Source organism: Streptomyces sp. NPDC001348 (genome assembly GCF_053597535.1).
In genome coordinates, this window is the sequence record NZ_JBSFIK010000007.1 from 74,106 (window position 1) to 94,251 (window position 20,146).

15 protein-coding genes are annotated in these 20,146 nt (G+C 71.3%); 12 read left to right on the plus strand and 3 right to left on the minus strand.

The window, feature by feature from the left end; genetic code table 11:
* Positions 1 to 7 precede the first annotated feature (7 nt).
* The 3 genes from ACWC21_RS09865 to ACWC21_RS09875 all read right to left on the minus strand — a co-directional run bounded on the left by ACWC21_RS09865 (position 8) and on the right by ACWC21_RS09875 (position 3,623).
* Positions 8 to 976: a carbohydrate ABC transporter permease gene (locus ACWC21_RS09865; protein WP_450879946.1), complete on the minus strand. Its 969-nt coding sequence runs from the start codon at positions 974 to 976 to the stop codon at positions 8 to 10.
* Entirely contained in the window at positions 973 to 2,265 is a 1,293-nt protein-coding gene (locus ACWC21_RS09870; RefSeq protein WP_450879948.1) for an extracellular solute-binding protein, read from the minus strand. Before ACWC21_RS09870 ends, ACWC21_RS09865 begins: the two co-directional genes overlap by 4 nt.
* Positions 2,266 to 2,390: 125 nt before the next feature.
* A complete protein-coding gene (locus ACWC21_RS09875; protein ID WP_450879950.1) occupies positions 2,391 to 3,623 on the minus strand; it encodes an MFS transporter in 1,233 nt (410 codons plus the stop codon).
* A gap of 83 nt (positions 3,624 to 3,706) precedes the next feature.
* On the opposite strand from ACWC21_RS09875, the gene ACWC21_RS09880 reads away from it, so the two are divergent.
* The 12 genes from ACWC21_RS09880 to ACWC21_RS09935 all read left to right on the plus strand — a co-directional run bounded on the left by ACWC21_RS09880 (position 3,707) and on the right by ACWC21_RS09935 (position 19,844).
* A complete protein-coding gene (locus ACWC21_RS09880; protein WP_450879952.1) occupies positions 3,707 to 4,783 on the plus strand; it encodes a LysR family transcriptional regulator in 1,077 nt (358 codons plus the stop codon).
* Between the two features lie 334 nt (positions 4,784 to 5,117).
* On the plus strand, positions 5,118 to 6,011 hold the full coding sequence (locus ACWC21_RS09885; RefSeq protein WP_450879954.1) for a hypothetical protein: 894 nt from the start codon (positions 5,118 to 5,120) through the stop codon (positions 6,009 to 6,011).
* Positions 6,012 to 6,352: 341 nt separating this feature from the next.
* The gene (locus ACWC21_RS09890) at positions 6,353 to 8,449 is read left to right on the plus strand and encodes a glycosyltransferase (protein WP_450879956.1); all 2,097 of its coding nucleotides are present in this window, start codon (positions 6,353 to 6,355) and stop codon (positions 8,447 to 8,449) included.
* The gene (locus ACWC21_RS09895) at positions 8,446 to 9,636 is read left to right on the plus strand and encodes an acyltransferase family protein (RefSeq protein ID WP_450879958.1); all 1,191 of its coding nucleotides are present in this window, start codon (positions 8,446 to 8,448) and stop codon (positions 9,634 to 9,636) included. The genes ACWC21_RS09890 and ACWC21_RS09895 overlap by 4 nt, the downstream gene beginning before the upstream one ends.
* Positions 9,637 to 9,805: 169 nt before the next feature.
* Positions 9,806 to 11,185 (plus strand): nitrate/nitrite transporter, encoded by a 1,380-nt coding sequence (locus ACWC21_RS09900; RefSeq protein WP_450879960.1) that lies wholly within the window; start codon positions 9,806 to 9,808, stop codon positions 11,183 to 11,185.
* Positions 11,186 to 11,270: 85 nt separating this feature from the next.
* A complete protein-coding gene (locus tag ACWC21_RS09905; RefSeq protein ID WP_450879962.1) occupies positions 11,271 to 12,431 on the plus strand; it encodes a uroporphyrinogen-III synthase in 1,161 nt (386 codons plus the stop codon).
* A 138-nt stretch (positions 12,432 to 12,569) separates the two neighbouring features.
* Complete coding sequence (locus tag ACWC21_RS09910; RefSeq protein WP_450879964.1) at positions 12,570 to 13,184, plus strand: CGNR zinc finger domain-containing protein; 615 nt, start codon at positions 12,570 to 12,572, stop codon at positions 13,182 to 13,184.
* A gap of 329 nt (positions 13,185 to 13,513) precedes the next feature.
* Entirely contained in the window at positions 13,514 to 14,035 is a 522-nt protein-coding gene (locus ACWC21_RS09915; RefSeq protein ID WP_010039908.1) for a sigma-70 family RNA polymerase sigma factor, read from the plus strand.
* A gap of 50 nt (positions 14,036 to 14,085) precedes the next feature.
* Positions 14,086 to 14,859 (plus strand): anti-sigma factor family protein, encoded by a 774-nt coding sequence (locus ACWC21_RS09920; RefSeq protein ID WP_450879966.1) that lies wholly within the window; start codon positions 14,086 to 14,088, stop codon positions 14,857 to 14,859.
* A 163-nt stretch (positions 14,860 to 15,022) separates the two neighbouring features.
* Positions 15,023 to 17,458 carry a HelD family protein gene (locus tag ACWC21_RS09925; RefSeq protein WP_450879968.1) on the plus strand — a complete coding sequence of 812 codons (2,436 nt, stop codon included), beginning with the start codon at positions 15,023 to 15,025 and terminating at the stop codon, positions 17,456 to 17,458.
* A 336-nt stretch (positions 17,459 to 17,794) separates the two neighbouring features.
* A complete protein-coding gene (locus ACWC21_RS09930; protein ID WP_450879970.1) occupies positions 17,795 to 19,210 on the plus strand; it encodes a malic enzyme-like NAD(P)-binding protein in 1,416 nt (471 codons plus the stop codon).
* A 352-nt stretch (positions 19,211 to 19,562) separates the two neighbouring features.
* Positions 19,563 to 19,844: an HU family DNA-binding protein gene (locus ACWC21_RS09935; protein ID WP_067273695.1), complete on the plus strand. Its 282-nt coding sequence runs from the start codon at positions 19,563 to 19,565 to the stop codon at positions 19,842 to 19,844.
* Positions 19,845 to 20,146: the final 302 nt, after the last annotated feature.

A 20,146-nucleotide genomic window follows, 5' to 3' on the forward strand; every position in this document is an offset into this window, starting at 1 on the left:
TCGGCGGTCATGCGCGGCCCCCTTCCTCGGCGTCCTCGGCGCGGGTCTGGAGTTTCAGGCCGATCAGGGACAGCGCCAGGATGATCACCGTGAGGACCGTGGAGATCGCGGCGCCGTAGCCGACCTGGGTCTTCTCGAAGAAGGTGGAGAAGGAGAAGTACGACGGCACGTCCGTCGCCCCGCCCGGGCCGCCCTTGGTCAGCACGTACACCGCGCCGAACACCTTGAGCGCGGCGATCGTGCACCAGGTCAGCACCACGTAGATCTCCGGGCGGATCTGCGGCAGCGTGATGTGCCAGAAGCGGCGCCACCAGCCGGCCCCGTCCAGTTCGGCCGCCTCCTGCAGCTGCGGGTCGACGCGCTGCAGGCCCGCCATGAAGACCACCAGCGGGAAGCCGATCTGCACCCACACCATCACGCCCATCACGCTGTACAGCGCGATGTCCGGGTCGCCGAGCCAGTCCTGCTGCCAGCCGCCCAGCCCCACGGCCTTCAGCAGTTCGTTGAGGGAGCCGTTGTCGGGGGCGAGGATCCAGCTCCAGACGATCCCGGCGACCGCGATCGGCAGCACCTGCGGGAGGTAGAAGCAGGCGCGCAGGACGGCGGCCACCCTGCTGCCGAAGTGCTTGCCGATGTGGTCGAACAGCGCGGCGGCCAGGACCAGGCCGACCGCCGTCGGTACGGCCGCCATGGCGACGACCATGAACAGGCTGTGCCGGAAGGACGCCCAGAACTCCGAGTCGTCCATCAGCTCCCGGTAGTTGGCGAGCCCGGACCACTTCGGGCTGCCCACACCCTGCCAGTCGGTGAAGCTCACGCCCGTGTTCATCAGGAACGGGACGATGACGACCGCCAGGAAGGCGAGGACCCCGGGGAGCAGGAAGAGGGCGTACGAGTCGCGGGTACGAGGGCGGCGCGGGCCGGCGTGGGCGTACTTGCCGACGACCCGCGTGCCCCGTTCGACGGTGACCGTCATCGCTTCGGGGCGCCCTTGTCGTACGCCTTCTGCAGGGCACTGAGATAGCCGTCCGGTTTCTCGTTGCCCGTCATCAGCTTCTGCGTCTCGGAGACGAGGACGTCGTAGAAGCCGTTCACCGGCCAGTCCGGGTAGAAGGCCAGGCCGTCCCGCCGGCTCAGCGTGTTGAAGTCGGTGATGAGCTGCTTGGACTTCGGGTCCGTGATGGCGGAGGCGTCGGCCGCTACCGGGACGCCGCCCTTGTCGCCGAGCAGGTTCTGGATCTTCTTCGACATGGTGATGTCGATGAAGTCGTAGGCGAGCTCCTTGTTCCTGGCGTTCTTGGGGACCACCCAGAGGTTGCCGCCGGAGCCCAGGGTCAGGTTCGAGCCGGGCCACAGTGTGGTGTCCCAGTCGAACTTGGCCTCCGACTGGAAGCGGCCGTACCACCAGCTGCCGGAGAACAGGATCGGCGCCTTGCCCTGGATCCAGGACACACCCGCGTCCTCGGCCTTGGTGCTGGTGGACTTCTCGCTGATCCAGCCCTTCTTCACCCAGCCGGCGAAGGTCCGCGCCGCGTACGTCCAGGCCGCGTCATGGAAGTCGGTCTTCCCCTTGTACAGCTCGTACTTGTCGACCCACGAGCGGTCGGCCCTGGACAGTGCGAGCTGGTAGAGGTACTGCTGGGCGATGTACTCGGCGCCCCCGTTGGCGAGCGGGGTGACGCCCTTCCTGGCGAAGGCGTCCATGGCGGCGGTGAGCTCGTCGAACGTCTTCGGCTCGGCGATCCCGTACTTCTTGAAGAGGTCCTTGTTGTAGTAGACCATCGTGTACTCGGCGTAGTTGGGCACGCCGTACCACTTGCCGGAGCCCATGACCCCGTCGGTGTCGTACATGCTGGTCGTGCGCACCCCGGCGCTGAGCTTCTTGTCCCAGCCGCGCTTGGCTGCCTCGGCGGTCAGGTCGGTCAGCAGGCCCTGCTTGGACAACTGGCCCGCGGTCGCGTTGCCCTTGTTGTACTCCATCATGTCCGGCGCGTCCGAGGAGTTCAGGACCATCGGCGCCGTCTTCTGGATCTGCTCGAAGCCCTTCTCCTCGAACTTCACCTTCACGCCCGGGTGCTCGGCCTCGAACTCCTTGATGGCCTCGTTCCAGGCCACGCCCATCGCGCTGTCGGGGGCCTCGTAGTGCCAGAGCCGGAGCGTCCTGCTGTCGGACCCACCGCTGTCCGAGTCGCCGCAGGAGGCCAGGAGCAGCGATCCGGACAGGATCACCGCCGCGGCCGCCCATCGCCTTCGTGCCGTCAACATCCAGTGCCTCCAGAGGAGTCGGAGTCGGATGGTTCTCGGGGTGCCACGCAGCGTCCGTCGATGCGATTCGATACGTGGCGTCGAAGCGCTTCGACGGAGGAAGGTATGTTGCGGGTGGGAGAGCGTCAATGACTCTGGCCAGAATTGCTGCAAGCGATTCGACGGCAGGAACCAAGGGCGTTCCCCGCCGTGTTGATCAGCAGGGCCGTCACGGCCGCCGCCGCCGGCACCGCGAAGCCGGCCGCCGGTGCGGTGTGCTCCGCCGCCCAGCCCCCGGCCGCCGACCCGCAGGCGATGCCCGTGAGCAGGGCGGTGACGACCAGGCTCATGCCCTCGTTCAGGCGGTCGGCGGGAGCGCGGTCCTGGACCAGCGTCATCGCCGTCACCATCGTCGGCGCGGTCGCCATGCCCGCCCCGAGCAGGGCCACAGCCAGCGCGGGAAGCGTGCCCACGGCACGGGCGGCGAGCAGCGGCAGGGTCATCAGCGCGGCCATGGCCACCAGACACCACGGCAGCCTGCGCTCCGCGGGCCCGTCCGGCTGCCGTGCCCCGTACAGCAGGCCCGCCGCGCAGGAACCCGCCGCCTGCAGCGCGAGGACGACCCCGGCCGCCGAGCGGTGCCCCTGTGCGTCGGCGTACGCGATGGTGACGACCTCCATCGATCCGAACACCGCGCCGGTCGCGACGAAGCACGCCAGCAGCGGCGGTATACCGGGGGTGCGCAGCGGCGACGCGGCCCGTGTACGTCCCCGGGGCGGCGGCTCGGTGGACCGCTGCGCGGCGAACAGCAGCACCCCGGCCAGCAGCAGCACCCCGCCCACGAGCGTGCCCGCCTCCGGGAAGAACGCGCCGGTCAGGAAGGACGCCAGGACCGGGCCCAGCATGAAGCACAGCTCGTCGGCGGCCTGCTCGAAGGAGTTCGCCGTGTGCAGGGCCTCGGGGTCGTCCCGCAGCAGGTGGGCCCAGCGGGCCCGGGACATGCCGCCGATGTTGGGGACGGTGGCGGTGGCGGTGTACGCGGCGAACAGGGTCCAGTCCGGGGCGCCAAGGCGCACGCACAGCAGCAGGGCGAGACCGCCCAACACGGCGGTGACCGTGGCCGGCACGGCGACCCGGGCCTGACCGTGCCGGTCGACGAGCCGGGCGATCCAGGGCCCCGCCACCGCCGTCGCCGCGAGGCCGGTCGCGGTGACGGCCCCGGCGAGCGCGTACGACCCCCGCGACCCGGCGATCATGACGACCGCGCTCACCCCGAACATGCCCATCGGCAGGCGGGCGACCAGATTGCCGGCGGTGAAGGCACGGGTGCCGGGGCGGCCGAACAGGCGGCGGTACGCGCCGGGGGAGAGGGAGGACATGTCCCTACCGTCGCCCGCGGTGGATCAAGGGGTCCAACACCTGATCCGTGCCGATTCACGCACCGCTGTTGTAAGTTCACGCGGTGTCCCCTCCCGCCCACCTCGACCCCCGCCTCCTGCGCGCCTTCGTCACCGTCGCCGAGGAACTGCACTTCACCCGCGCCGCGGCCCGTCTGTACGTCGCCCAGCAGGCGCTCAGCAGGGACGTACGGCGCCTGGAGCGGGAGCTGCGTGCCGAGCTGTTCGTCCGCACCACCCGGCAGGTCTCACTGACCGCCGACGGCGAGCGCCTGCTGCCGCACGCCCGCTGCGTCCTCGCCGCCCACGAGGACCTGCTCGCCGCCTTCGGACAGGCCCGCGCCCTCCTGGTCGACCTCAACTCCCCGGACCTGGACACCGGCCGCCAGGTGCTGCACCGGGCGCGTGCACTCGCTCCCGAGCACGAGCTGATGGCCCGGTACGAGAGCGGCCTCACGGGGGCCGCCGCCGAACTGCTCGCCGGGCGCCTGGACGCGTCGTTCGGCAGGTTCGCGGGGCTCGACCCGGCACTGCGGGCCGGACTGGACCACCAGCTCGTACGGTACGAGCCGATGGCGGTCGTCCTCCCCGAGGAGCACCGGCTGGCCCCGCTGGACGCGGTACCGCTGTACGCGCTGGCAGGCGAGACCGTGTACGCCGGTGCGGGAAACCCCCGTACGCCGGAGTGGACCGACCTCGCGCACCGGCTCTTCGCCGGACGCGGCATCGAGGTCGCGCCGCCGGCCCCGCTGGCCGTGGGCGTGGAGGAGTTCCACCGGCTCATGGCCAAGACCGGCCACCCGGTCCTCGCGGTGACCGACTTCTCGGCCCTGCCGGGGACCGTGGTGCGGCCGCTCGTCGACCCCGTCCCGCTGTCGCCCGTGTCGCTGGTGTGGCGCAGAGGACTGGCACATCCCGCGTTCGACGCGGTTCGACGCGCGGCGACTCAACTGGCGGCCGAGCGAGGCTGGTTGAGACAACCCGAAAGCGCATGGGTTCCAGCCATCGATGAAACGATCAGTAAATCGGACAGTTCCGTTCACCATGGAAACTCTGCAAGCCCGACGCTCGGACCGGCGCTACCGAACGCTTGTCCAGTGCCCCACCCTTCAGGGTGGAGGTGCAGGGCATCCTGTCCGTAGCGGCCCGGAGGGGCGCAGAGGCATGGCTAACATCGCCTTGTCCGACAACAGAGTTGTGGGACCTACCGCCGGACGGGCGGGAAGTCAGGCCTGCGGAGGCCGTGTAAGACCGACCCTCACCGGTCGGCAGTGGCCTGTGAAACAGGAACCCCAGGTGGTACCGCGTAGCGGTACGGACCGGAATCTCCTGCCCTCGGATAGGAGAGGGCGTCAAGTTCGTGACAGCCGAGCACAGTGAGACGTGGGGGGCGCTCGGACCGGTGGGGGCCGGGTCCGGCGGCGGGGGCTCGGAGTCGTCTGCGCACCCGGAAACATTCCCGTGGAGGGAACGCAGGTGCGCGTGAAGAAATGGCCGGAAGACACCCGGCCGGAGTGGCCCGATCCCGAACCAGGGGGCCACGGTCTGCCGGTGACGGGGGCGGAGGCCCAGTGCTTCCCCGAGACCGGGGCGACGGACGTCCTGCCGGACGGGGCCGTGCCCGACGCCGCTCCCACCGTGGTACTGCCCGCCGCGCGGGCCACTGGCTCCGCCGGGCCGGCCGAGCACGACCCGCACGAGCTGACGGTCCGGCTCGACACCGACCGGATCGCTGAGCTACGCCTGCCGGGTGCGAAGGCGATGGGCGACGCCGGCCGGAAACGCCCGGACGAGCGCGGACGGCCGCCGCACGCCGGTGGCCGGAACGTCCCCGACGGACCGGTGTTCGTCGACGCGTCGGGCCGCCGCAGCCGCACCTTCCGCCGCCTCGGCATGTTCGTCGGCATCGCCTGCGCGGCCTACGCCGTCGTCATCGCCGCCACCCTCCTGTCCGGCAGCTCGGACGCGCCCTGGCTGCCGGTGCCGGGCCAGAAGGAGAACAAGCCCGCCGGCCAGGTCGACATCTCCCCGGTGCCCGCCGACCCCGCCCCGCCCTCCGCCCGCGTCGGCGCCGCGCCCGTCACGAGGCCGACACCGCCCGCCGTCCCGGCACCGGGCGGCAGCGCGCCCGTACCCGGCGCCACCCGCGGCACCGTCAAGCAGCCGGACACCTCCGCCGACCCGCGACCCACGCCGACGGCCCCCTCCGGCCCGGCCACCGGCGGCTCCTCCCCGGACCCCGAGCCCTCGGCCCCGACACCCTCGGTCACCCCGCCGCCCCCGACCGGCCCCGCCGTGGGTTCCGGCAGCCCGTCGCCGTCCCTGTCCTCGGGCACGGGCACGGGTTCCGGCACCGGCACGCACATCTGATGGGCCGCCGCACACGCGCCCAGGAACCCGGACGCCGACCCGAAGCCGGTCTCGGACCCGCAGTCGGACGTGAGCCCGGAGCCGGGCGCGGAGGCAGGGCTGGACGTGTGCCCGGGGCTGGGCGTGGGCCCGGGGCTGGGCGTGGGCCCGAAGCCGGTCCCGGACCTGGACGTGGCCCCGAAGCTGGACGTGGCCCCGAAGCAGGGCTCGGACCCGCCACCGGACGGGGGTCCCGGACCGCACCGCCCACCCGCGACCGCCCCCGTCCCCGGCCTCGTCCCCGCTCTCGGCGCCGCGGTCTCCCCCTGCGCCTGCTGCTCCCCCTCCTCGTCCTCCTCGTCATGGTGGCGATGCTGATGCTGCGCGGCTACGTGCACAGCGAGATCCTCGCCGACCACCGCATCCGCCCCGAGGCATCCACCGGCGGGGTGCCGGAGAAGATCCTGGCCGGCGGCCCGGTCATCGACACCCGCGACGGACGCACCACCAGCCTGCGCATCCCCGACCACCGCCTGGTCCTCACCTTCGACGACGGCCCCGACCCCACCTGGACCCCGAAGGTCCTGGACGTGCTGCGCAAGCACCACGCGCACGCGGTCTTCTTCGTCACCGGCACCATGACCTCCCGTCACCCCGAGCTGGTCAGAAGGATGGTCGCCGAGGGCCACGAGGTGGGCCTGCACACCTTCAGCCACCCCGACCTCTCGTACCAGTCCAGGAAACGTATCGACTGGGAGCTGTCCCAGAACCAGTTGGCGATCACGGGCGCGGCGGGCATCCGTACGTCCCTCTTCCGTCCCCCGTACTCGTCCTTCGCCGACGCCATGGACGACAGGTCCTGGCCGGTGACCCGGTACATCGGCACCCGCGGCTACATCACGGTCGTCAACGACACCGACAGCGAGGACTGGCGCAAGCCCGGCGTCGCCGAGATCATCCGCCGGGCCACCCCGCACCACGGCAAGGGCGCGATCGTCCTCATGCACGACTCGGGCGGTGACCGGCACCAGACGGTCCAGGCCCTCGACAGGTTCCTGCCCCTGCTGCGGAAGCAGGGCTACGCCTGCGACAACCTCACCGAGGCCCTGAACGCCCCGAGCGCCAACACCCCGGTGACCGGCCCCGGCCTGTGGAAGGGCAGGGCATGGATCTTCCTGGTCCAGGCCTCGGACGACACCACCGACGTCATGGTGGCGGGCCTCGCGCTGATCGGCTCCCTGGTCATCGGCCGCTTCGCCCTCATGCTCCTGCTCTCCGGCGCACACGCCCGCCGGGTCCGCCGCCGTGCCTTCCGCTGGGGAGAGCCGGTCACGGAACCCGTGTCGGTGCTGGTCCCGGCGTACAACGAGGCCAAGTGCATCGAGAACACCGTCCGCTCCCTGACGGCGAGCGAGCACCCCGTCGAGATCGTCGTCGTCGACGACGGCTCGACGGACGACACTGCCGGGATCGTCGAGGCGATGGGTCTGCCCGGCGTCCGGGTGGTGCGCCAGGCCAACGCGGGCAAGCCCGCCGCGCTCAACCGGGGCCTGGCGAACGCCAGTCACGACCTGATCGTGATGATGGACGGCGACACCGTCTTCGAGCCGTCCACGGTCGGGGAACTGGTGCAGCCCTTCGCGGACCGAGGGGTCGGCGCCGTGGCCGGCAACGCGAAGGTCGGCAACCGGGACTCGCTCATCGGCGCCTGGCAGCACATCGAGTACGTGATGGGCTTCAACCTCGACCGCCGGATGTACGACATCCTGCGCTGCATGCCGACGATCCCCGGCGCCGTCGGGGCCTTCCGGCGGACCGCCCTGGAACGGGTCGGCGGCATGAGCGACGACACGCTCGCCGAGGACACCGACATCACGATGGCCCTGCACCGGGACGGCTGGCGGGTGGTGTACGCGGAGAAGGCCCGCGCCTGGACCGAGGCCCCGGAGTCCGTCCAGCAGCTGTGGTCCCAGCGCTACCGCTGGTCGTACGGCACCATGCAGGCCATCTGGAAACACCGCCGGGCGCTGCTGGACCGCGGCCCGTCGGGCCGCTTCGGCCGGGTGGGCCTCCCGCTGGTCTCCCTGTTCATGGTGCTCGCCCCCCTCCTGGCCCCCCTGATCGACGTCTTCCTCCTGTACGGCATCGTCTTCGGCCCGACCCGGAGGACGATCGCGGCCTGGCTGGGCGTCCTGGCGATCCAGGCCGTGTGCGCCGCGTACGCGTTCCGCCTCGACCGGGAACGCATGACCCACCTGGTCTCGCTGCCGCTGCAGCAGATCCTCTACCGCCAGCTCATGTACGTGGTCCTGCTGCAGTCCTGGATCACGGCGCTCACCGGGGGCCGGCTGCGCTGGCAGAAGCTGCGGCGCACCGGAGTCGTCGAGGCACCGCCGGGCGGCGGCCGGGTGCCGAGCCCGCGAACGCCCGACACCAGTGAACGGAGGCCGGTGGCATGACCGGTACGGAAGCCGTGCCCCACTCGTCCGTCGCCCGGAAACCGCCGGCCGGCCGGGACCGCTACCTGGACCTCCTCCGCTCGATCGCCCTGGTCCGGGTGGTGGTCTACCACCTCTTCGGCTGGGCGTGGCTCACCGTCCTGTTCCCCTCCATGGGCGTGATGTTCGCACTGGCCGGCTCCCTGATGGCCCGCTCCCTGAGCCGCCCGGCGCCGAAGGTGATCCGGGACAGGGTGCGCAGGCTGCTCCCGCCGCTGTGGGTGTTCGGCGCGGTGGCGCTGACGCTCATGTTCAAGGGCGGCTGGAACCCGGTGCGGGACCCGGACAACGGCGGCACCTGGGGCCTGGTGAAACTGCTGGACTACGTGGTCCCCGTCGGCGCCCCTCCCTTTCCCTGGCACATCGGCTCCGAGTCGGGTCTGCTGGAGGACAGTTGGGCCGTGCAGGCGGTGGGCCCGCTGTGGTACCTGCGCGCGTACCTGTGGTTCGTGGCGGCGTCCCCGCTGCTGCTGCGGGCACTGCGCCGGGCGCCGTGGCCGACCCTGCTGGCCCCGCTGGGGCTGACGGCGCTCGTGGGTACGGGCGTGGTCGCCATCCCCGGTGAAACGGGCAACGCCGTCACCGACTTCGCGGTGTACGGGGGCTGCTGGGTTCTCGGACTCGCCCACCACGAGGGCCTGTTGCAGCGCGTCCCCCGCTACCTGGCCGTCTCCTCGTCGGCCCTGCTGATGTCCTTCGCCCTGTGGTGGGCCTCGGGCCACCTCGGGCCGGACGGCTGGGACCTGAACGACATCCCGCTCGCACAGGCGACCTGGTCCTTCGGGTTCGTGGTGGTCCTGCTGCAGTACTCCCCGTCATGGCAGGAGCTCCCGGCCCGGCTGCGCCGCTGGGACAATCTCGTCACCCTGTCCAACAACCGCGCCGTCACCATCTACCTGTGGCACAACATGCTGATCATGGCCACGGTCCCGATCATCGACCGGGCGTACGACCTCCCGTTCATGCAGGGCGACCGCGCGGTGGCCGCACTGGACGCGACCTACATGTTCTGGATGTTCGTCCTGGTCTGGCCGCTGATCGCACTCACCGTCCTCGCCCTGGGCTGGATCGAGGACCTCGCGGCCCGACGGAGCCCCAGGCTGTGGCCGAACGGGGCACACCGCACGGGCTCGCGCCGGAAGGCCTGATCCGCGGCGCGGCCTTCCGCCGCCGCGCGACCTCTCATCCCGCTTCCGGGCGGGGTGAGAGCAACGTTCCCTTGCGGTCACCCGTGGCCACAGGCAGGAAACGAGGCCTCCCTACCTTCGGGACTCATCACCGCGAACCGCCAGAGACCCGGAGCACCGTGGAGGCGTCATGACAGCCCCTAGTACAGCCCACGCCCCCAGCAGGGGAGGCCGCTGGATCGAGAACTGGGATCCGGAGGACGAGACCTTCTGGAACGAGACCGGGGAGAAGATCGCCCGCCGCAACCTCCTGTTCTCCGTCCTCTCCGAGCACATCGGGTTCTCGATCTGGACCCTGTGGTCCGTACTCGTGCTGTTCATGGGACCCGAATACGGGCTGACGCCCGCGGACAAGTTCCTGCTCACCTCCATGGTGACGCTGGTCGGCGCCGTCGTCCGGGTGCCCTACACCTTCGCGGTGGCCGTCTTCGGCGGGCGGAACTGGACGATCATCTCGGCGAGCCTGCTGCTCGTCCCCACGATCGCCGCGTTCACCGTGATGAAGCCGGGGACGTCGTTCGACACCTTCCTCCTCGTCGGTCTGCTCGCGGGCATCGGCGGCGGCAACTTCGCCTCGTCCATGACCAACATCAACGCCTACTTCCCGCTCCGTAAGAAAGGGTGGGCGCTCGGGCTGAACGCCGGCGGCGGCAACATCGGCGTGCCGGTCATCCAGCTGATCGCCCTCGCGATCATCGGCGCCAGCGGTGGGCCGCGCGTGCTGCTCGGGATCTACATCCCGCTGATCGTCGTCGCCGCCGTCCTCGCCGCGCTGTTCATGGACAACCTCGCCTCCGTGAAGAACGACACGGGAGCGGCGAAGGACGCCGCCAGGGACGCGCACACCTGGATCATGTCGTTCCTCTACATCGGCACCTTCGGGTCGTTCATCGGCTACAGCTTCGCCTTCGGCCAGGTGCTCACCAACCAGTTCGGGCGGACCCCGCTGCAGGCCGCGTACCTCACCTTCATCGGCCCGCTGCTCGGCTCGCTGATCCGGCCCGTCGGCGGCTGGCTGGCCGACCGGTACGGCGGGGCGAAGATCACGCTGTGGAACTACGTGGGCATGGCCGCCGCGACCGCCGTGCTGGTCGTCGCCAGCATGCAGAAGTCGCTGCCGCTCTTCGTGGCCGTGTTCGTGGTGCTGTTCGTGCTCAGCGGGCTCGGCAACGGGTCGACGTTCAAGATGATCCCCGGCATCTTCCAGGCGAAGGCGCTGGCCCAGGGACTCGAGGGCGAGGCGGCGGCGGCCTACGGGCGGCGGCTGTCCGGGGCCTCCATGGGGCTGATCGGCGCGGTCGGCGCACTCGGCGGTGTGGGCATCAACCTGGCGTTCCGGCAGTCCTTCCTCTCCTACGGTTCCGGCACCGGCGCCTTCGTCGCCTTCCTGGCCTACTACGGTGTCTGCTTCGCGGTGACCTGGGCCGTATACCTTCGCCGCCCCGCCGGCCAGAGCAGGGCAGCGGCCGCCGCCGAGACGACGCCGCAGCTCAGTTACGCCGAGGTGTGACGTAACACCGGCGACATCAACGCGAACCGAGCCTGTCACGCGCTGTTGACAGGCTCGTTCGGCATGCAGGCCAGCTAGGAGAGCCATGTACGACGAATCGCAGCGACCGGAACCCGGCCCGCACGGACCCCTCGCCGGGTTCACCGTTGGCGTGACGGCCGCGCGCCGGGCCGAGGAGCTCGGGGCGCTGCTGCAGCGGCGCGGTGCGGTCGTGCAGCACGCGCCCGCCCTGCGCATCGTGCCGCTCGCCGACGACGGGGAACTGCTCGCCGCCACCAAGGAGATCATCGACCAGGTGCCGGACGTGGTGGTCGCCACGACCGCGATCGGCTTCCGGGGCTGGGTCGAGGCCGCCGACGGCTGGGGGCTGGGCGAGCAGTTGCTGGGGCGGCTGCGCGGGATGGAGCTGCTGGCGCGCGGGCCCAAGGTCAAGGGTGCGATACGGGCCGCCGGACTGAGCGAGAAGTGGTCGCCGTCGAGCGAGTCGATGGCCGAGGTGCTGGACCGGCTCCTGGAGGAGGGCGTCGGGGGACGCCGGATCGCCGTACAGCTGCACGGTGAGCCGCTGCCCGGGTTCGTGGAGGCGCTGCGGGAGGGGGGAGCGGAGGTGGTGCCGGTGCCGGTGTACCGGTGGATGCCGCCGGAGGACATCGGTCCCCTCGACCGGCTGCTGGACGCCGCCGTCTCGCGCGGACTGGACGCACTGACCTTCACCAGCGCGCCGGCCGCCGCCTCACTGCTGTCCCGGGCCGAGGAGCGGGGGCTGCTGTCGGAACTGCTCGCCGCCCTCAGCCACGACGTGCTGCCGGCGTGCGTCGGCCCGGTCACCGCGGTGCCGCTGCAGGCGCGCGGCATCGACACGGTCCAGCCGGACCGTTTCCGTCTCGGGCCCCTCGTCCAGTTGCTCTGCCAGGAACTGCCGGGCCGGGCGCGGGTGTTGCCGATCGCCGGGCACCGGGTGGAGATCCGGGGGCACGCGGTGCTGGTGGACGGCGACCTGAAGCCCGTACCGCCGGCCGGGATGTCCCTGATGCGGGCGCTGTCCCGGCGGCCGGGCTGGGTGGTGTCGCGGGCCGACCTGCTGCGGGCGCTGCCGGGGACCGGGCGGGACGAGCACGCGGTGGAGACGGCGATGGCCCGGCTGCGTACGGCGCTCGGGGCGCCGAAGCTGATCCAGACGGTGGTGAAGCGGGGCTACCGGCTCGCCCTGGACCCGGCGTCCGACGCCAAGTACGCCGACACCTGACCGGCACCTGACCGGCCCCGGGCCGAACGCCCGGCCCACCACTCGGCGCCGGTACGAGCCGGTGCGAGGGGTTCCGGCGCCGCGCGCGGGCAGGCACTGTGGGAGGGGAACGGTTCCCCCCTAGGCGGTGACAGGCACATGGCACTGGGTACGGCCACGGACGGGTACGAGCTGCGGTTCGACGCGGGGCGGATCTGCCTGGACCTTCTCTCCACCACCCACCCCGGTGAACGGCTGGACTCCGTAGAGCCGTTGCGCGCCTGGATCGCCGGCTCGGGGCTCGTCCCGCCCGGCACCCCGCTGGCGCACGCCGACGCCTCCTGGCTCCCGGGCTTCCGGGAACTGCGGGACTGCGTCGGCGTGTTGGTCCGGGCCGCGACCAACGCCCAGGCGCCGGGGCCGGGCTACGAGACCCGGCCGTACGACCTCGCCCTCGCCCGCCTGAACGAGACCGCCCGGCCCGCGCCCCCGGCCCCTCGTGCCGTACCCCGCGAGGACGGCGCGTTCGTACGGGAGTTGGACCGTCCGCCGCACTGCGCGGCGCTGCTCGCGGCCGTCGCCCGGGACGCCGTCGAGCTGCTGACCGATCCGGTCGTCCGGGCGGCGGTGCGGGAGTGCGAGGGGGACAACTGCACGATCATGTACCTGGACACGTCCCGCGGACGTCGTCGGCGCTGGTGTTCGAGCGAGATCTGCGGGAACCGGGAACGGGTCGCGCGGCACCGCCGACGGGCGGCGCTCACCCGGGCCTGACTGTCCGATAGGGGCTTCTTGCCCGTTGAGTACCGGTCTGGCATCGAAGTGATTTCGATAACACCGTGTTTGCCTCCGCCGCCGCGCGGGCAGCTCCGTCGCTCTTGGCGATGTGTCGGAAATGTAAAGATCACGCGGTGGGAATGTGCGCCCATGTCCAGCTCGTCACGTCACCCCCGAGAAATTTGTCACCCGGGTTTGAACACGCCGCGGACCACATCCGTACGTCTGGGGGAGCGACCGACTGGGGGAACCCCCGGACACCGGAGGTGGGCGTGCGCAAGGATGCGGCCGTGGCCAATGAACGTGGATCGAGGGCCCGACATCGCATGTCCCAGCCCTCGGAGCCTGATGAGGAGCTGATGCGTGCCCTGTACAGGGAGCACGCCGGACCCCTGCTTGCGTATGTCCTGCGCCTGGTTGCCGGAGATCGGCAGCGTGCCGAGGACGTCGTGCAGGAGACGCTCATCCGTGCCTGGAAGAACGCCGGTCAGCTCAATCGGGCGACCGGATCGGTACGCCCCTGGCTGGTGACGGTCGCACGCCGCATCGTCATCGACGGCCACCGCAGCCGGCAGGCCCGGCCGCAGGAGGTCGATCCGTCGCCGCTGGAGGTCATCCCCGCGGAGGACGAGATCGACAAGGCGCTGTGGTTGATGACGCTGTCGGACGCGCTCGACGACCTGACCCCTGCCCACAGAGAGGTCCTCGTCGAGACGTACTTCAAGGGGCGTACCGTCAACGAGGCGGCCGAGACGCTGGGCATACCCAGCGGCACGGTCCGCTCTCGGGTGTTCTACGCCCTGCGGTCGATGAAACTCGCACTGGAAGAGCGGGGGGTGACGGCGTGATGAGTGTCTACGGTGGATTCGGAGCGGGTGGTCCGGGTATGTCTGGACCCATGACCCCCAGGCAGGGACCTCCGGTGCCCAACGAGCACGAGACCGTGGGCGCCTACGCCCTCGGCATCCTCGACGACGCCGAAGCGACCGCTTTCGAAGCGCACCTCGCCACCTGCGAGTGGTGCGCCCAGCAGCTCGACGAGCTCGCCGGGATGGAGCCGATGCTGGCCGCGCTCGCGGACATGCAGGGCCCCGGGACGCCCGCGATCGGTGAGTCCCTGTCCGCCAAGCCCGCGCCGCGGCTGATGGACAAGCTCGTCGACGAGGTCGCGGTGACCCACGCCAAGAAGCGCCGCCGCAGCTTCTTCATGCTGGCGGCCGCCGTCGCGCTGATCATCACCGGCCCGGTGGCCGTGATGGCGGTGAACGGGGGCAACGACTCCGGCGGACAGACCGCCACGCCGCTGGCGGCCACCGCCAAGGACACGTTCGACACCATGTCGGACAAGGTCACGGCGACCGACGCGAGCACCAAGGTCACCGCGACCGTGGCGATGGCGCAGAAGGCCTGGGGCACCGCGGGCGCGGTGAAGATCAGTAACGTCAAGGGCCCCCTGAAGTGCTCCCTCATCGCCGTCGGCAAGAACGGCGAACGCGAGACGATGACCTCCTGGGCCGTCCCGAACGAGGGCTACGGCATCCCGAACGCCAAGACGGAGATGGCGAAGGAACCGCTCTACGCCCAGGGCGGCGCCGCCTTCAAACCGAACGAGATCGACCACTTCGAGATCATGACCTTCGACGGCAAGAAGCTGGTGTCGGTCAACGCCTGACGGCACAGGCGGACAGGGCCTGGTGCGCACATCCCCGACACCGTCGTGGGTGTACGTGCCGGGCCTGCGTGTTTTGGGGGAAGTCGGCCGGGCGGGCCCCTCGCCTCGGGGGGTCCCCTTCGCGTACGGTTGACGGCTGCCCAGCACGTCAGAAGGGGGCCCGGTGGCCGCTCAGGCTCAACAGGAAACCGCGGTCGGCTCGGTTCACGACCTGGCGCAGGACTCCCTGCGCGACCGAGAGATCAGCGTGGAACAGGAACACCTGGACCGGGTGTACCGACGCCTCGAGGAGAAGATCCACGAGGCCGAGTTCCTCATGCACGACGCGGCCAAGCGCGGCCAGGTCGGCACCCCCGGCGCGCTCGCCGAGCGGGACGCGCAGGTCTTCCGGGCGGGTGTCCACCTGAACCGGCTGAACAACGAGTTCGAGGACTTCCTGTTCGGCCGGATCGACCTGCTCCTCGGCAAGGACGGCAAGAAGGGACCCGACGGCGCGTACACCGCGGTGGAGCCCGCGGAGGGAGCCGTGCGCGAGGACGGCACGGCCGACATCGCCGAGACCCTGCACATCGGCCGCATCGGCGTCCTCGACCAAGACTACACCCCCCTCGTCATCGACTGGCGGGCGCCCGCCGCGGCCCCGTTCTACCGCTCCACCCCCGTCGACCCCGGAAGGGTCGTCCGCAGACGCGTCATCCGCTCCAAGGGACGCAGGGTCCTCGGCGTCGAGGACGACCTGATGCGCCCCGAACTGAAGGCCCACCTGCACGGCGACGAGCTGCCGGCGATCGGCGACGGCGCCCTGATGGCCGCCCTCGGCCAGGCCCGTACCCACACCATGCGGGACATCGTCGCCTCCATCCAGGCCGAGCAGGACCTGGTGATCCGTGCCCCCGCCGCCTCGGTGACGTACGTCGAGGGCGGGCCGGGCACGGGCAAGACGGCCGTCGCCCTGCACCGGGCCGCCTACCTCCTCTACCAGGACCGGCGCCGGTACGCGGGCGGCATCCTGATCGTCTCCCCGACCCCGCTGCTGGTGGCGTACACCGAGGGTGTGCTGCCCTCCCTCGGCGAGGAGGGGCAGGTCGCCATCCGTGCGATCGGCTCGCTGGTCGAGGGCGCCGAGGCCACGCTGTACGACTCCCCGTCCGTGGCCCGCGCCAAGGGGTCGTACCGGATGCTGAAGGTGCTGCGGAAGGCGGCGCGCGGGGCGCTGGAGCTGGGGCCGGGCGGCGGCGCCGGGCGTTCCGCCGGCACCGGCCGGGCCGCCGTCGGCCAGATGGCCTTCGGTGACGACGACGCCGACGCACCGGCGCAGACGCACACCGGCCCGCCCACCCGGCTGCGCGTCGTCGCCTTCGGGCGGCGCCTGGAGCTGGAGGGCGACGAGCTGGAGCGCGTCCGCCGCACCGCCCTGGGCGGAACCGCGCCCGTCAACCTGCTGCGCCCCCGCGCCCGCAAGCTGCTGCTCGACGCCCTGTGGGTCCGGTCCGGAGCGGGCAGCCGGCACACGGACCCGGAGCTGGCCGCCGAGCTGCGGTCGTCGTTCGACGAGGACGTGAGCTCGGAGGACAGCTTCCTGGCGTTCCTCGACGCGTGGTGGCCCGAGCTGACCCCCAAGGCCGTCCTCGCGGCCATGACGGACGAGCGCCGGCTCGGCCGCTGGGCCCGCCGGATCCTCAACCCCGGCGAGGTCCGCAGGGTCGCCCGCTCCCTCAGGCGGGACGGCCACTCCGTGCACGACATCGCGATGCTCGACGAGCTCCAGGCGATCCTCGGCGCCCCCGCCCGCCCGAAGAAGAAGCGCGAGGCCGACCCGCTGGACCAGCTCACCGGCCTCGAGGAGCTGATGCCGGTCCGCGAGGAGTCGCAGCGCGAGCGGGCCGAGCGGCTGGCACAGGAGCGCACCGAGTACGCGCACGTCATCGTCGACGAGGCGCAGGACCTCACGCCGATGCAGTGGCGCATGGTCGGCCGCCGGGGCAGACACGCCACCTGGACGGTCGTCGGCGACCCCGCCCAGTCCTCCTGGTCCGACCCGGACGAGGCGGCCGAGGCCCGCGACGAGGCCCTGGGCACCCGGCCGCGCCGCCGCTTCGAGCTCACCGTGAACTACCGCAACCCGGCGGAGATCGCCGAGCTCGCCGCGAAGGTGCTCGCGCTCGCCATGCCTGGCTCGAAGGCCCCGTCGGCCGTACGGTCCACCGGGGTCGAGCCCCGCTTCGCCGTCGTCGGCGACGTCACACCGTCGGGCGCACGCGGCTCGCTGGAGCGGACCGTGCGTGCCGAGGCCGAGCGGCTGCTGGACCTGGTGGACGGCACGGTCGGCGTGGTCGTCGCCATGCAACGGCGCGCGGAGGCCGCCCGCTGGCTCGCCGGGCTCGGCGACCGGGTGGTGGCGCTCGGCAGCCTGGAGGCCAAGGGCCTGGAGTACGACGCCACGGTGGTCGTCTCGCCCGCGGAGATCGCCGACGAGTCGCCGGCCGGGCTGCGCGTGCTGTACGTGGCGCTGACCCGAGCCACCCAGCAGCTGACGGTGGTCTCCGAGGAGCGGGACCAGCCGGACCCGGCCGGGGTGCCCGATCTGCTCAGGGACTGAGCGCCGCTCGCGTCCGGGTGGTGCCGGCGCCCCGTTTCCTGTGAACCGCCCGTGGGGGAATGGCCTTACGGGATCTGTTTGTTAGCCTGGGTGTGGCACCGGCCCGATCCAAGCCCCCGGGCCCAACCATAGTCGCTGCGAGCGACCACTTGCCGCGAGGCGAGCATGGCGGGTCGGTGTCACTGAACCTCACGGAGGCCCACGTCACATGTGACGTGGGCCTCTTTCGTTGAGAACAAAACGTTCTCAATGCAGCCTGGCTAACGCCTACTCGGCGGTAGGTGCGACGATCGGACCGCATTACCCGCGACACGGTGAAAGCAGAGGAAGTCGGCCATGGCAACGGCGCCCAGCGTCTCCTACTCGATGACCATCCGGCTGGAGGTGCCCGCGAGCGGAACCGCGGTCTCCCAGCTCACCACCGCCGTGGAGTCCTCCGGAGGCTCGGTCACGGGCCTCGACGTCACCGCGTCCGGGCACGAGAAGCTCCGTATCGACGTCACCATCGCGGCCACGTCGACCGCGCACGCCGACGAGATCGTCGAGGAACTCCGCGGCATCGACGGTGTCACCCTGGGCAAGGTCTCCGACCGTACCTTCCTCATGCACCTCGGCGGCAAGATCGAGATGGCGTCGAAGCACCCCATCCGCAACCGTGACGACCTCTCCATGGTCTACACGCCGGGTGTGGCCCGCGTCTGCATGGCGATCGCCGAGAACCCCGAGGACGCCCGCCGCCTCACCATCAAGCGCAACTCCGTTGCGGTCGTGACGGACGGCTCGGCGGTACTGGGGCTCGGCAACATCGGCCCGAAGGCCGCGCTGCCGGTCATGGAGGGCAAGGCGGCCCTCTTCAAGCGCTTCGCCGGCATCGACGCCTGGCCGATCTGCCTCGACACCCAGGACTCCGACGCGATCGTCGAGATCGTCAAGGCGATCGCCCCCGGGTTCGCGGGCATCAACCTGGAGGACATCTCCGCACCCCGCTGCTTCGAGATCGAGGCACGGCTGCGCGAGGCCCTCGACATCCCGGTCTTCCACGACGACCAGCACGGCACGGCGATCGTGGTCCTCGCCGCCCTGACGAACGCACTTCGCTGCACGGGCAAGGCGATTGAGAACATCCGCGTCGTCATGTCCGGCGCCGGCGCGGCCGGTACGGCCATCCTCAAGCTGCTGATCGCCGCGGGCGTGAAGAACGCCGTCGTGGCCGACATCGCCGGTGTCGTGCACGCCGACCGCGAGGACCTGGTGGACGCTCCGGCCGGCTCGGCGCTGCGCTGGATCGCGGACAACACCAACCCCGAGAACCTCCGCGGCAGCCTGAAGGAGGCCGTGCGCGGCGCCGACGTCTTCATCGGCGTCTCCGCCCCGAACGTCCTCGACGGCGGCGACGTGGCGGCCATGGCCGACGGTGCGATCGTGTTCGCGCTCGCGAACCCGGACCCCGAGGTGGACCCGGCAATCGCCCGCCAGACGGCGGCGGTTGTGGCCACCGGCCGCTCCGACTTCCCGAACCAGATCAACAACGTGCTGGTCTTCCCGGGCGTCTTCCGCGGTCTGCTGGACGCGCAGTCCCGCACGGTCAACACCGAGATGATGCTCGCCGCCGCGCAGGCGCTGGCCGACGTGGTGACCGAGGACGAGCTGAACCCGAACTACATCATCCCCAGCGTGTTCAACGACAAGGTCGCGGGCGCCGTCGCCGGTGCGGTGCGGGAGGCCGCCAAGGCGGTGGGTGCGGCGTCGTAGAGCGGGTATGCGCGGTCGTGAGGGATGCGCACGGCTGTGAGCATCCCCACGGCGGGGCGTCGTACCGGCGCGTCGTGGAACCCGGTACCCGGGGCAGGCGTCTAGGGTGTCGGCCACGTTCCGGCGCTCTTTTCGTGTGACTCCCTAGGGTGTTCTCACGACTCCTACGGGTGCCGGATTGGCTTTCCCGCCGCAGGTAGGGGCAGGATGCGTCCCTGGGCGCGAGGGTCTGACGACGGACCCGGGTCCGGGGACTCTCCGAGGACCCTGGCAGCATCGGCATGGCCGTGCCCGACATGCGGCTCAGCCGCGTGGCACGCCTTCAAGGCAAGAAGAACACGGGAGTAAGAAAATGAACCGCAGTGAGCTGGTGGCCGCGCTGGCCGACCGTGCCGAGGTGACTCGCAAGGACGCCGACGCCGTGCTGGCCGCGTTCGCCGAGACCGTCGGCGAGGTCGTCGCCAAGGGCGACGAGAAGGTCACCATCCCTGGCTTCCTGACCTTCGAGCGCACCCACCGTGCCGCTCGTACCGCTCGTAACCCGCAGACCGGTGAGCCCATCAACATCCCGGCCGGCTACAGCGTGAAGGTCTCCGCGGGCAGCAAGCTCAAGGAAGCGGCCAAGGGCCAGTGACCTTGCCGTCCGTATGCCACGGGACGGTGTACGGCCTGTAGAACCCCGATGGGGCGGCACCCGGAGTCCGGGTGCCGCCCCATCGTGATGCCGGCCTGGGCCGTGTCTGTCTCGGGGGTGCCCCCCCGGGCCCCGGACCCCCGGCCGGGAGCGGACTGCTCGGGGCGGGGGCGGGTGGCTCGGGTGGGGTCAGCCGAGGGCCTTGCCGGGGAGTTCGGCCTTCGCGCCCAGCTCCACGAGCTTCTCCATGCTGTGTCTGCCCGGGGGCAACCCCCGGACCCCCGGCCGGGAGCGGGCTGCTC